Below are 12,940 nucleotides of genomic sequence, written 5' to 3' on the forward strand. Positions count from 1 at the left end.
CTTTGCCACCACCACGGGGTTCGAGGTCGATATCCACGACAAGTTTAACAGCAAGCGGAGCGCCCGTTGGGAAGAAATCGCCCCAATTCTCCGCACCCTGTATCAGCGGGAACAGGACGGCTTTTCCCATGAACCGGTCCTGCGGGAGCCTGCCAATCTGGACGGTAAGCCGTCCTATGAAGTTGGCGATCACGCGGTGCTGGATTACGGCGGGCAGGAGCTGTCCGGCACCGTGGGGTACGTCGGGGAAAAGGATGTGCGCATCGACACCGGCCCCTATTCGTGGAGCCATGAGGTGGTCAGCCGCGACGCCTTTGAAAACGGCATCCGGCAGGATGAACGCAACGCCGCCCTGTTTACGCCGGAGCAGCCCGCCGCCGAAAACTTCCGCATCACCGACGATCATTTGGGCGAGGGCGGCGCGAAAACCAAGTACGGGCACAATATCGCCGCGATCCGCACCCTAAAACAGATTGAGGCCGAGGGCCGCACGACGACGCCGGAGGAACAGGAAACGCTCTCCCGCTATGTCGGCTGGGGCGGCATCCCGCAGGCGTTCGACCCGAATAATGCCGCATGGTCAAAGGAATACACGGAGCTGGTCAGCGCGCTGACCGCCGAGGAATACGAAATGGCACGGGCCTCCACGCTAAACGCCCACTACACCAGCCCCACGGTTATCAAGGCGATTTATGAGGCCGTAAAAAATCTCGGCTTTCAGACCGGCAACATTCTGGAACCGGCCTGCGGCGTCGGCAATTTCTTCGGCCTGCTGCCGGAGAGCATGGCGGCGTCCCGGCTCTACGGCGTAGAGCTGGACAGCATCACGGGCCGGATTGCCAAGCAGCTCTATCCAAACGCCAACATCACCGTGGCGGGCTTTGAAACCACCGACCAGAAAGACTTTTTCGACCTTGCCGTGGGCAACGTGCCGTTCGGCAGCTATAAGGTTTCCGACCGGGCCTACGACAAGCTCGGTTTTCCGATCCATGAGTACTTCTTTGCCAAAACGCTCGATCAGGTGCGTCCGGGCGGCGTGATCGCGTTTGTCACCAGCCGCTATACGATGGATAAACAGTCGCCGGAGGTGCGGCAGTACATCGCGCAGCGCGCGGACTTGCTGGGCGCGATTCGTCTGCCCAGCAACGCTTTCAAGGCCAATGCCGGAACGGAAGTCACCACTGACATTCTCTTTCTTCAAAAGCGCGACCGGCCCATTGTCATCGAGCCGGACTGGGTGCATCTCGGCCAGACCGGGGACGGCATCCCCGTGAACAGCTATTTTGCCGATCATCCCGAAATGGTGCTGGGGACCATCAAATGGGATGATAAGATGCACGGCGATAAAAAGGAAACAACCTGTGAGCCGTTTCCCGATACTGATCTTTCCGAACAGCTCCACGAGGCGGTTTTCCATATTCAGGGACAGATGGCCGAAGCGGAACTGCCGGATCTCGGTGAGAACGAGGAAATCGACGATTCCATCCCGGCAGACCCCGACGTAAAAAACTATTCCTATACCGTCGTGGACGGCAAGGTGTACTACCGGGAAAACTCCCGTATGGTGCGGCCTGAGCTGAACGAGACGGCCAAGGCCCGCGTCATGGGCATGGTGGATCTGCGGGACTGTGTGCAGAAGCTCATCAACCTCCAGTTGGATGAATACACGGCAGATGCGGCGATTTTTCAGGCACAAGCGGAGCTGAACCGGCTCTACGATGCCTTTTCCGCGAAATACGGCCTCATCAACTCACGCGGCAACAGCCTCGCGTTCGCGGAGGATTCCTCGTATTATCTGCTCTGTTCTCTGGAAGTGATCGACGAGGACGGCAAGTTGGAGCGTAAGGCCGACATGTTTTCAAAGCGCACCATCCGGCAGAGAAAAATCGTCACTTCCGTGGACACCGCGTCGGAAGCTCTCTCGCTCTCTATCGCGGAAAAGGCACGGGTGGACATGGACTACATGGCATCCCTCACCGGCAAAACGCCGGAGGCACTGGCCGACGAATTGCGGGGCGTCATTTTCCGCGATTTGGGCGAACAGGACCCGGCAAGCGTTCCGAAAGCCTTTTACAATCTGGAGAAAATTCCGTTCGTCACCGCCGACGAATACCTTTCCGGCAACGTGCGCCGCAAGCTGCGGCTGGCGAAAGCTCTCGCGGAAATGCGGCCCGATCTCGCGGAGAAAATCGCCCCCAATATCGAAGCGCTGGAAGCCGCGCAGCCGAAGGACCTCGACGCTTCGGAAATCAAAGTGCGCCTCGGCGCGACGTGGATTGACAAGGGGTACATCCAGCAGTTCATGGAGGAACTGCTCAACCCGCCGTCCGGTGTGCGCGACGGCATCCGGGTAAACTATTCCTCGTTTACGGCGGAATGGTCTGTTTCCAATAAAAGCAGCGTCGGGTACAACAACGTGGCGGCTTATGTCACCTACGGCACCGACCGTGCCAACGCCTACCGGATTCTGGAGGATAGCTTAAATCTCCGGGATACGCGGATTTACGATACCGTGACCGACCCGGACGGCAAGGAGCGCCGCGTCCTCAATTCCAAGGAAACCACTCTCGCCCAGCAGAAACAGCAGGCCGTCAAGGACGCTTTCCATGACTGGATTTGGAAAGACCCGGAGCGGCGTCAGGCCCTGACGAAAAAATACAACGAGCTGTTCAATTCCAGCCGCCCGCGTGAATACGACGGGCGGCATCTTGTATTCCCCGGCATGAACCCCGAAATCAAACTGCGGGAGCATCAGCTCAATGCTGTGGCGCACCAGCTTTACGGCGGGAACACCCTGCTGGCGCATGTTGTGGGCGCGGGCAAGACCTACGAAATGATTGCCGCCGCAATGGAGGGCAAGCGGCTGGGGCTGTGTCAAAAATCTCTGTTCGCCGTGCCGAACCATCTGACGGAGCAGTGGGCTTCCGAGTTTCTGCGGCTGTATCCTTCCGCGAATATCCTTGTCACCACACGAAAGGATTTTGAGAAGCGCAACCGCAAAAAGTTCTGCGCCCGGATTGCCACCGGCGACTATGACGCGATCATCATGGGACACAGCCAGTTTGAAAAAATCCCCGTCTCGCTGGAACGCCAAAAGAGGCTCATTCAGGAGCAGATATGGGAAATTGAAAACGGGCTGGAAGAACTCAAAGACAGCGGCGCGGAGCAGTTTACCATCAAACAGTTGGAGCGTACCAAAAAGGGACTTGAGGCACGGTTGAAGCGGCTCAACGACAACTCCCGCAAGGATGATGTCGTGACCTTTGAGCAGCTCGGCGTGGACCGTCTGTTCGTAGACGAAGCACACAACTACAAAAATCTGTTTCTCTACACGAAAATGCGCAACGTGGCGGGCCTCTCCACCACCGACGCGCAGAAATCCAGCGATATGTTTCTGAAATGCAGGTATCTCGACGAGATCACGCACAGCCGGGGCGTCGTGTTCGCCACCGGGACGCCGGTCAGTAATTCCATGACCGAGCTTTACACGATGATGCGTTACCTCCAGTACGAAACCCTGAAAAAGCGGAACCTCGTCCATTTTGATTGCTGGGCATCCACCTTTGGGGAAACCGTGACGGCCATTGAACTGGCCCCGGAGGGAACCGGCTACCGGGCGCGGACGCGCTTTGCCCGGTTCTACAATTTGCCGGAGCTGATGCTGCTGTTCAAAGAGGCAGCAGACATTAAGACCGCCGACCAACTCAATCTTCCTACGCCGAAAGCCGTGTACCACAACGAAGTCGCGCAGCCCTCGGAGCTTCAGAAGGAGATGGTGAAAAAACTCTCGGAGCGCGCCGCCGCCGTCCATTCCGGCAACATCGATCCTCACATAGACAACATGCTCAAAATCACGTCGGACGGGCGCAAGCTCGGCCTCGATCAGCGCGTCATCAATCCGATGCTTCCCGACAATCCCAACAGCAAGGTCAATATGTGCGTCAACAATGTGTTCCGCTTCTGGCACGACGGGCTGGATAAAAAGCTGACCCAGCTTATTTTCTGCGACATTTCCACACCCAAGGGCCGCGCCGCCGCCAAAGAAAACCGGGCGGTCCGAGCCGGTGGAAGGCTCGCGGGCAGCACGGAGCTTCACGCTTTGCAGGATGCTACGCCGGAGGCTGACGCACCGGAACCGTTCAGCGTTTACTCGGACATCCGGGATAAGCTCATCGCGCGGGGCGTCCCCGCCGGTGAGATCGCGTTCATCCATGATGCCGATACCGAAGTGAAGAAAAAGGAACTGTTCGCCAAGGTGCGCGCCGGTCAGGTGCGCGTCCTGATGGGCAGCACCGCCAAGATGGGGGCCGGGATGAACGTGCAGGACCTCCTGATCGCCTCCCACGATCTGGACTGCCCGTGGAGGCCGGGAGATTTGGAGCAAAGATCGGGCCGAATCATCCGGCAGTACAATACCAACCCCGAAGGGCATATTTTCCGTTACGTCACCGAAGGGACATTCGATTCGTACCTCTGGCAAACTGTGGAAAATAAGCAAAAATTCATCTCGCAGATCATGACCAGCAAAAGCCCCGTCCGTTCCTGTGAGGACATCGACGAGACGGCGCTTTCCTATGCCGAAATCAAGGCCCTGTGCGCCGGGGACGAGCGGATCAAGGAGAAGATGGACCTCGATATGGATGTGGCCAAGCTGAAACTGATGAAAGCCAACCATCAGAGCCAACAATTCCGGCTGGAAGACAATCTGCTCAAATATTTTCCGGAGGAAATCGAACGGAATAAAGGCTTCGTCAAAGGTTTGGAAACGGATATGGCGACGCTGGAAGCACATCCGCATCCCAAAGACGGCTTTGCCGGGATGGTGGTGCGGGGCGATTCCCTCACCGACAAAGACAACGCCGGTGCCGCTATTCTCGAAGCCTGCAAAGAAGTCAAGGGATTGGAACCGATGGAAATCGGCAGCTATCGGGGCTTTACCATGTCGCTGTCCGTGGAGGGGTTCGGACAGGATTTTATCCTTACCCTCAAAGGGCAGATGACCCACCGCGTCACGCTCGGCACGGACGCGCGCGGCAATCTGATCCGTATCGATAACGCCCTTTCCGACATGCCGAAGCGGTTGCAAAATGTCCACTCCCAGCTTGAAAATCTACATTCACAGATGGATGCGGCAAAGGCCGAAATTGGCAGGCCGTTCCCGCAGGAGGCGGAGCTTGCGCAAAAGAGCACCCGCCTCGCGGAACTGAACGCGCTGCTGGACATTGACAGCCGCGCGCCCACCCAGCGGCAGGTGTCGGAAGTTCTGGAGAAAAGCGAAAGGCCCTCCGTGCTGGAGAGCCTGAAAACGCCCTGCGTCTGTGGGACGGGTAAAAAACTGAAACATGAGTTGGCCCGATAAAGAAACAGCTCCCGCACAAAATTATTTTGTGTTGGAGCCGTCATTCTGAGCGGCCTTTTCCCTGCGTTTCTGCTTTTGCTCGGATTTTTTCCGGCGTTTTTCATCTATCTCATGCAGCCAAACGCTGACCGGCGCTTTCCACGGTTCGCTTTTATTCGGGATGTTTTTCACAAGGCTGCGCGGGTTCAGGCCGAGGCGTTTGGCAAGCTCAATATCCTCATTGTTCAACCGGCATTTCTTTTTCGCGTCTTGCCACATCTGTTCGCTGTATGCCATTCGCACACCCCCATCTCATATCGCAAATTATATCATAAATCAGGCCAAAAGAATCAGGAGGTTTCATATGAATACGATACCCGTATACAAATATCCCGCCGCCTATGCGCGGGAAAATAATGAGCTGGAACAATACCGCGCGTCCCACAAAGCGAACGTAGCCTGTAAGAACGCAATTGAAACGGCTATCCGGGACAATTACCGAGATAACCGTCTCGGTAAGGATGGCGTAAAACAGGTTGCCGATCAGTTCGGTTACGAGCGAATGTTTTATGTGTTGGCGAATACGGCGCAGAGAAAAGATTTCGACGGGCGCATTTCCCGTGACAACAAGGATTGGGCGAAAACCATTCCCGTCTTTGAAGATAAGGACTATTTCGGGGATGACCGGCGCTCAGAGTTTGAAGTGGATTCGTGCAACCCCGGCCTCACGGATATTTTCATCGACGAGGCGCGGCGCGAATATTTGTTGACCCAGCCTCTGACCAAAGAGGACATTCAGGCGGAGGCCGCGCAGCTGCTCCAGCGTCTGCAATCCGAACGTGAGCCGAACAGTCCCAGCGGGACGCATTTCATGGCGCAGCTCTCGCTGGATTTTCTGATTCGCGCTTCCACCAAAGATCAGGACCGGCTGTTTGCCATGCTGCCGTTCAAGTCTCTGTCGTTCTCCGCACTCAAGGATCGGAAAGGAATTTTCGCGCTCATTCAAAAAGATGAAAACCGCGACCAGCCTCTTCGCAAGCGCAAGCCATCTGTCCGAAAAAAGCTGCAAAAAACACAGGCCGAGGCAAAGTCGCCTGCCTCATCCAAGGGCAAAGAAATGGAGCTGTAACATGGCGAATCGCAACCGGAAAATTCAGCTCAAATTTCGTGTCACTCCGCAGGAGCGTGAAATGATCGAACAGAAGATGGCGCAGCTCGGCACCCGAAACATGGCGGCATATCTTCGTAAAATCGCTATCGACGGGTATGTCATCAAGCTGGAACTGCCGGAGCTGAAGGAGATGGTTTCCCTCCTGCGCCGGTCCAGCAACAATCTGAACCAGCTCACTAAACGAGTGCATGAAACAGGGCGCGTTTACGACGCGGATTTGGAGGATATCGTCCAGAATCAGGAAAGGCTGTGGCAGGCGACCACTGATATTCTCGCCGTGCTTGCAAAAATAAAATAGGGGCGTATGCCCCGAAAAGTGGGGCGGTTTACACCATGTAAGCCGCCCTTCTGTTTTATGACCATATTCAGTATTAAATTGGTAATCAGCCATTATTGGTAGATAAAAAACTTCACAGTAGTTACACAGACCTATCTGCAACCGGAAAATTATTATCTTGTTTTAAATTTATTAGCTTGATTTTGTTGGTTTCACACAATATAATATATATATATTATATTGTGTGAAACTTGTTGAATGCATTGGTAAAACTTTGGACCTGTTCCTTATAGGTAACAGTTTATTGGACATGAAATCCTATTTTATTAAAGGGCTTCCCTTTTTTCGGAACAACTCAGGAGGATGGTTCGATGGATTACATCTCTGCCGCTCAAGCAGCCAAAAAATGGGGTGTATCTGTGCAAAGAGTACAACTCCTTTGCAAACAAGAAAGAGTCAAAGGAGTTGTACGTTTTGGACATACTTATTTAATACCTCAAGATGCGGAAAAACCTAAAGACGCTAGAATAAAGAGTGGAAAATATATTGAATTAAAAAACAAAACAAAAGATGGAGATAAAAGGTAAATGCGATATTTGGGTTCAAAAGCCAAGGCTATAAATTTCATCCGGGAAACGGTTGAAAAAACGTATGGCGATATGAAGGACGCTACAGTTGCAGATTTGTTCGCTGGAACAGTTGTTGTAGCAGAAATGTTCAAATTGTATGGCGCGCAAGTAATAACGAATGACTACATGTCCTTTTCGTATGCAAGACAGATAGCAAAAATTAAGTTAAATAATGAACCACAATGCGAAATTTCCTATCATGATGCCATTGAAAGACTTAATAATATCAAAGGGGAAAAAGGGTTCTTTTATAAAGAATACACACTTGAAGGGACTAAAGAAGGCGTATACCAACGAAATTACTTTTCACCAGAAAATGCTATGCGTATAGATGCCATGCGTAAGTGCATTGAAGAATGGAAGGACAAAAGTAAAATCGATGAAGATATGTTTTATCTACTGTGTTCTGATCTCGGCAATGCTGTAGCCTGCGTATCGAACATATCCGGCACATATGGGGCTTTTTTAAAAAAATCCCCTAATGCATAGTGTTGCTTGATTACGTTTCAACATCAGTATTAGTAGCATAGAATTCTCTATACCTTAGCAATCTGGGATTTTGAAATCCCAAATTTATCACACGCTCTACTTTTTCCAACAATTCGGCTGGCGGGTTTGTGACAAACGCAAACAAGTTCAGATATCCTTGTATGTCCTCGCGTTTGAAGCCGCTGTGAGAATTCAGGAAGTTTTTAAGTATGGCGTGAACGCGGTTGACCGGATTCATAGGGTTCACATTGTCAGGCATCCCTTTTAAGGATTTAGAAGGATGCACTACGCTTTTCAGCGAAAGCTTCTTAATCAGGCGGCTGTGCGAGGTGTCGCCGTCATGGATTAAGAGCGACCCTTGTCTGATATGTTCCCCGAATGCCTCAAATGTCCTCTTTTGCGAAGGTTTGCCCGTGCCCTCCAGCAGAACCACACTGTTTTTCTTGTCTGTGGCAACGCCAATGCAGAGCTGGTTCACAGACAGCCCTCTCAGCTTGTCGCCGTTGTCCTTCCGCACCATGTCTTCCGCCCGGACGGAATAGAAGGTTTCGTCGAGCCAGATGTCGCCCGACAGGACGACCCCGTCCTGCACCCCTTCGAGCGTCAAGAAGAGCTTCTGAAGCCAGTATCTGGACGTTCTGAATGCGTTTTTGTTGTTCCAGGAGTCAGCGGTGATGCTTACGTGGTGGAATAAATTTAAGCAGTAGTCAGTCCATTCGCTGATTGGGATCCGGTGTTCATCGAAAATCGTGCCCGTAGTGGGCAGGAAGGTTTTGCCGCAGATGCACATATAGCGTTGCACCCCGCTGCGCGTATGGCCGCTCTTCTTAAAGCCTTCCGCCCCGCAGTATGGGCATTTAGCGGGGATGTGGGAATTAATCATCTCGGCTTCGCAACTATCGGCAACCTTCTGATGGCGGCTTTCGTAGCTGGCAATGTAGCGTCCCTGCAAAAATTTCTGTGTCGCAGTCATGTTTTCAGTCCCTTCCCATGGCGTTTTCCTGCGTGATTTCGCCCGTTCCATTCTATCCCTCCTGCATTTCCGTATGACGAAAGCATATCATACGAACAACAGAAAAGCAACACTATGCATTAGGGGATTTTTTTAAAAAAAGATGACCCCAGAAAATTTAAACCAATAGAACTTATACCGATAGATTTTATAGATAACGGAAAACAGAATGAATGCCATAAGAAAGATATCTTTGAAATCATAGACGATGTTGAAGGGGACATTCTTTACCTAGATCCGCCTTATAATAGCCGCCAGTATCCACCTTATTATCATATTCTTGAGACAGTAACAGACTATGACGCTCCACAGATTTATGGAATTACCGGTAGACGCCCTTATCAGGATAAATTATCTCCTTTTTGTATGAAAGATAAGGCTTTTTCCGCCTTGCTTGATATTATAAAACGTGCAAAATTCAGACATATTTATGTTAGCTATAATACAGATGGAATTATCGATTATAAAGAATTTGGAAAAGCCTTAGAACAATTCGCTGATGTAACGTTGTTCTCAAAGCCATTCCGGCGATACAAATCAAACTCCAATGGGAATAATAAGGAAAGTTTAAAGGAGATTATTATATATGCCGAAAAAAGGACCTGAAAAAAAAATAGGGGTAAATGGCATTGATATGGGTGAACGCGGCGTCTATGATAAACGCAATAAACTAAATGAACTGACTGGTAAGGAATGGGTATATTTCACTAACTCAGTTTGGATTACAGGGTATAGTCCAACTGCAAAAGAGAATATTGGATTGAAAATACGAAAAATACATCCTTCGCCCAAACCACCGGGCCTTATCAAGGACATCATTGAGTTTTTTACAAAAAATGATGGGAAAATACTTGATCCGTTTGTTGGCGTTGGTGGAACACCTCTTGGTGCAGCACTCGCATCTGGTAACCGCACCTCTATTGGCATTGAATTAGAGCAAAAATATATTAACGCCTATAAAAAAGTATGTGAAACAGAACATATGCGAGAAATGACTATTATTCATGATGATGCGCGAAACATGCTTAACCATCCAGAAGTTACGGATGAAACTTTTGATCTTATTATTGCAGATCCACCATATTCAGACATGATGGCACGTGAGCGAACTGGAACACGTAAAAAACTGTATAATGACAGTTCGGCTATACCATATACCGACAAGGAAACCGACCTTGGAAACGAAGCATATGAAGATTTCCTTCCTGATTTAAGAGACATTCTCACTAAGGCATTCTCACGTTTGAAAAATAAGGGCTATATGGTGGTTTTTTGTAAGGATTTTCAACCACAACCAGATCATCCGAATCTGCTTCATGCAGATATAATTTATGAACTTTGTAGAATAGATCATTGTGTATATCGTGGAATGCGAATATGGCATGATCAAGCAATGTCGCTATACCCATTTGGATATCCATATTCATTTGTTATGAATCAAATACACCAGTATATATTGATATTTAGAAAGGAGTAGTAGTTTATGTCTGAAACATCAGAAGCGAGTCGATCCTACGAAGGTGAAGGCAAATTATTAACTAACTATGGTTGGGTGCAAAACACGTCTAATCTCTCAACCGTCAGAGATACAGTCGAGCTTGTTAGCGAGGAAGGGATGAACCACAATGCGCTCATGCGTGCAATTAAGTTACAAAGGGAAGCAGACGGAAAGAGACTGAATAAATGGACTTGGGATGCAAGATGCCGCTGTAAGGCAGTATGCGCAACTGGTATGGTGGAATTAGATCGCCGATTGGAAGGATACAAGCTGACTGAACTTGGAAAAGAGTTAATTGCTGCTCCTAAAGCGAACATAACAATCAACGGTAAGCGTGCATTATCGCAGGAAGAGATTGGGATCTTTCAAAAAGGGTTACTTACTAACCCACCAGTTGTACGGGTTTTGACACTGCTTAATGATAATCGAAAAAGTGGAAAAGGGTCAATGACTAAATATGATGTCGGTGCTGAGCTTGGCTTTGTTGGCGATATCGGTTTTACACATTATGATGCGGAGTTCGTTGTTGTAAGTAATAAGAGTTTCAATGATATGGAAGGTGATTCGGACAAATGGGCTAGAACAGTTTTAAGTTGGCTTAAACAGGTCAACTGGGTTGTAGATGGTCCGAAAATAGAATGCTGCGGTAGAAAACTTCCCTCTTTCACAACAACGCCTGATATTGACAAAGTGCTTCAATATTCAGCAAAATCGTCAACAAAATATATCCCTATTGAAATGTTATGCTCCGATCATCATCCCTTTACACATTTAATACAGCGTAGGCGTGCAGCAATCCTTGAACAGTTAGAACATGTACCTTATATGGAAAAATCTAAACTTGTAGATAATATCAATGCACAGAAGATTGAGATAGATGAACAGCAGGTAGATTTTGATATCATTAATCTTCAGCAAGCTGGAATTACAATTTTCAAGGAGCAATCATATTATAAGCTTTGTGACAAGATTAAAGTAACCGTCAAGCCAAGGGTGACACCTTCCATGGCATAAGGGTTTTAGGATCGACGCCGTTCGGGGCTTGAGTGAAAATCTTCGTGAGATATTCAAACGGCACAAGCCCGTTTTCTCTGGCGGAAACGATCAGGCTGTAATAAACCGCGCTAGCTCTCGCGCCGTTAGGGGTATTGGAAAACAGCCAGTTTTTGCGTCCCATCACAAAGGGACGGATCGAATTTTCAGCGCGGTTGTTGCTGATTTCAAGCCTGCCGTCCAATAAATAAGCTCTGAGATATTTGCGCTGGCTCTGCGCATAATAGACCGCCTTGCCCAGCAGGGACTTTGGCAGCGCGCGAAGCGAATCGGCCCATGTGAAAAAAGCCTCCATCATCGGTTTGGAGAGTTGTTCACGCTTTTCCCGGCGTTCTTCCGGGGACAGCAAAGCAAACTGTTTCTCAAAATGAAACAGCCTGTTACAGTAGGCGATCCCTTTTTGGGCATCGGACGATTCACGTTTTTCTTTCGGCAGCGTTTGCAGCGCCTCGTCGAACTTTCGGCGCAGATGCGCCCAACAGCCCACAACGGTAATCCGGTCAGGGAGTTTGTGATAGCCGTCATAACCGTCCGTATGGAGAAAACCCGAAAAATCTTTCAAAAAGGTTTCCGGGTGGGTATACTTTCGGTCCCTTTGGTAGTCATACAGCACAATTTGGTGTTCCGCCTCGCCGCTTGTCCGGTAAAGCCACATATAACTCTTGCTCCGGGCGGGCTTGCCGTCCTCATGCAGCACTTGGAGGGTGGTTTCGTCTGCGTGAAGGACCTGATGCTCGCATAGCTGCCGTTTCATCTCTTTGTATATCGGCTCCAGCCAACCTTCACTGGCTTTTACGAGCCAATTCGACATCGTCTGACGGGAAAGCAGAATGCCGTTTTGTGCCCATTCCCGCTCCTGCCGGTAAAGCGGGCTGCCCATCACAAATTTCTGCACAGCGATGTGGGCGACCGATTCGGGCGATGCGAAACCGCCTTTGATGACGGGTTCCGGCATGCTCGCCTTGACGATCGGCACACGGTCGGAAGATTCCTCGCAGTGCCGGCAGGCGTAAATATGCCGTACATGGCGGACAAGCACGGCTTTTGCCGGGATGATTTTCAGTTCCTCGCGCACCTCTTCGCCCATCTTGTGCAGAGGACAGCCGCAGTCAGGACAGACACGTTTTTCTTCCGGCAGCTCATGCAGGATGACCTCGACGGGCAAATCTTCCGGCAGCTTGTCGGTGGTCAGACGGGTCTTCCGGCGATAATGCGCTTTGACTTTAGTGATCTCCGGCTCCGGTGCGGTCAAATCGGCGGTTTCCTCCGCTTCGTTGAATAAGCACAACTGTCCGTTGTCCGTCTGCTCACTGGACGCGCCAAATCGTTTGTGTCTGGCAAGTCGAAATTGTTCCGTCAGCCACTCTACCTGCTGTTTCAGCTCGGCAATCTGCTCCGCCTGCTTGAGAAAATTCTCATAAACATGCAGCGGAATTTCAACTGTTTTCTCTCGCTTTTCCATGCTCTAATTAT

The 12,940-nt window shown here is 50.2% G+C and carries 10 protein-coding genes; 7 read left to right on the plus strand and 3 right to left on the minus strand.

Translation table 11 applies throughout. From position 1 onward, the window contains the following. The first annotated feature begins 2,722 nt into the window (after positions 1 to 2,722). A complete protein-coding gene (locus QBE55_06755) occupies positions 2,723 to 5,359 on the plus strand; it encodes an SNF2-related protein (GenBank protein ID WZL79884.1) in 2,637 nt (878 codons plus the stop codon). A gap of 21 nt (positions 5,360 to 5,380) precedes the next feature. Here the strand turns inward: QBE55_06755 and QBE55_06760 are convergent, their stop codons facing one another. Next, on the minus strand, positions 5,381 to 5,635 hold the full coding sequence (locus QBE55_06760) for a hypothetical protein (protein WZL77294.1): 255 nt from the start codon (positions 5,633 to 5,635) through the stop codon (positions 5,381 to 5,383). A 67-nt stretch (positions 5,636 to 5,702) separates the two neighbouring features. Between QBE55_06760 and QBE55_06765 the strand changes: the two genes are divergently transcribed. The 4 genes from QBE55_06765 (at position 5,703) to QBE55_06780 (ending at position 7,904) form a co-directional block, all read left to right on the plus strand. Next, positions 5,703 to 6,467, plus strand: a complete 765-nt coding sequence (locus QBE55_06765) for a DUF3849 domain-containing protein (protein ID WZL77295.1) — start codon at positions 5,703 to 5,705, stop codon at positions 6,465 to 6,467. 1 nt (position 6,468) lies between these two features. Next, on the plus strand, positions 6,469 to 6,807 hold the full coding sequence (mobC, locus tag QBE55_06770; protein ID WZL77296.1) for a plasmid mobilization relaxosome protein MobC: 339 nt from the start codon (positions 6,469 to 6,471) through the stop codon (positions 6,805 to 6,807). Positions 6,808 to 7,157: 350 nt separating this feature from the next. Further along, positions 7,158 to 7,373 (plus strand): DNA-binding protein, encoded by a 216-nt coding sequence (locus QBE55_06775; GenBank protein ID WZL77297.1) that lies wholly within the window; start codon positions 7,158 to 7,160, stop codon positions 7,371 to 7,373. Beyond that, positions 7,374 to 7,904 (plus strand): DNA adenine methylase, encoded by a 531-nt coding sequence (locus QBE55_06780; protein WZL77298.1) that lies wholly within the window; start codon positions 7,374 to 7,376, stop codon positions 7,902 to 7,904. A 10-nt stretch (positions 7,905 to 7,914) separates the two neighbouring features. Here QBE55_06780 and QBE55_06785 read toward each other — a convergent pair whose 3' ends face one another. After that, a complete protein-coding gene (locus tag QBE55_06785; GenBank protein ID WZL77299.1) occupies positions 7,915 to 8,928 on the minus strand; it encodes a transposase in 1,014 nt (337 codons plus the stop codon). 574 nt (positions 8,929 to 9,502) lie between these two features. Here QBE55_06785 and QBE55_06790 point away from each other — a divergent pair. Together QBE55_06790 and QBE55_06795 are read left to right on the plus strand one after the other, a co-directional pair. Continuing rightward, positions 9,503 to 10,393: a class I SAM-dependent methyltransferase gene (locus QBE55_06790; GenBank protein ID WZL77300.1), complete on the plus strand. Its 891-nt coding sequence runs from the start codon at positions 9,503 to 9,505 to the stop codon at positions 10,391 to 10,393. A 6-nt stretch (positions 10,394 to 10,399) separates the two neighbouring features. After that, the gene (locus QBE55_06795) at positions 10,400 to 11,428 is read left to right on the plus strand and encodes a restriction endonuclease FokI catalytic domain-containing protein (protein WZL77301.1); all 1,029 of its coding nucleotides are present in this window, start codon (positions 10,400 to 10,402) and stop codon (positions 11,426 to 11,428) included. Here QBE55_06795 and QBE55_06800 read toward each other — a convergent pair. After that, on the minus strand, positions 11,397 to 12,929 hold the full coding sequence (locus tag QBE55_06800; GenBank protein ID WZL77302.1) for an IS66 family transposase: 1,533 nt from the start codon (positions 12,927 to 12,929) through the stop codon (positions 11,397 to 11,399). The two genes, QBE55_06795 and QBE55_06800, sit on opposite strands and share 32 nt — an antisense overlap. Positions 12,930 to 12,940 lie beyond the last annotated feature (11 nt).

It is taken from the genome of Eubacteriales bacterium mix99, assembly GCA_038396605.1.
Lineage (GTDB): Bacteria > Bacillota > Clostridia > Caldicoprobacterales > DTU083 > UBA4874.

Excerpts from the sequence above, each read along its gene's own strand:
- QBE55_06765 (WZL77295.1), top strand. The coding sequence starts at position 5,703 with ATGAATACGATACCCGTATACAAATATCCCGCCGCCTATGCGCGGGAA.
- QBE55_06760 (WZL77294.1), bottom strand. The coding sequence starts at position 5,635 with ATGGCATACAGCGAACAGATGTGGCAAGACGCGAAAAAGAAATGCCGG.
- mobC (WZL77296.1), top strand. The coding sequence starts at position 6,469 with ATGGCGAATCGCAACCGGAAAATTCAGCTCAAATTTCGTGTCACTCCG.
- QBE55_06795 (WZL77301.1), top strand. The coding sequence starts at position 10,400 with ATGTCTGAAACATCAGAAGCGAGTCGATCCTACGAAGGTGAAGGCAAA.
- QBE55_06800 (WZL77302.1), bottom strand. The coding sequence starts at position 12,929 with ATGGAAAAGCGAGAGAAAACAGTTGAAATTCCGCTGCATGTTTATGAG.
- QBE55_06780 (WZL77298.1), top strand. The coding sequence starts at position 7,374 with ATGCGATATTTGGGTTCAAAAGCCAAGGCTATAAATTTCATCCGGGAA.
- QBE55_06775 (WZL77297.1), top strand. The coding sequence starts at position 7,158 with ATGGATTACATCTCTGCCGCTCAAGCAGCCAAAAAATGGGGTGTATCT.
- QBE55_06790 (WZL77300.1), top strand. The coding sequence starts at position 9,503 with ATGCCGAAAAAAGGACCTGAAAAAAAAATAGGGGTAAATGGCATTGAT.
- QBE55_06785 (WZL77299.1), bottom strand. The coding sequence starts at position 8,928 with ATGGAACGGGCGAAATCACGCAGGAAAACGCCATGGGAAGGGACTGAA.
- QBE55_06755 (WZL79884.1), top strand. The coding sequence starts at position 2,723 with ATGAACCCCGAAATCAAACTGCGGGAGCATCAGCTCAATGCTGTGGCG.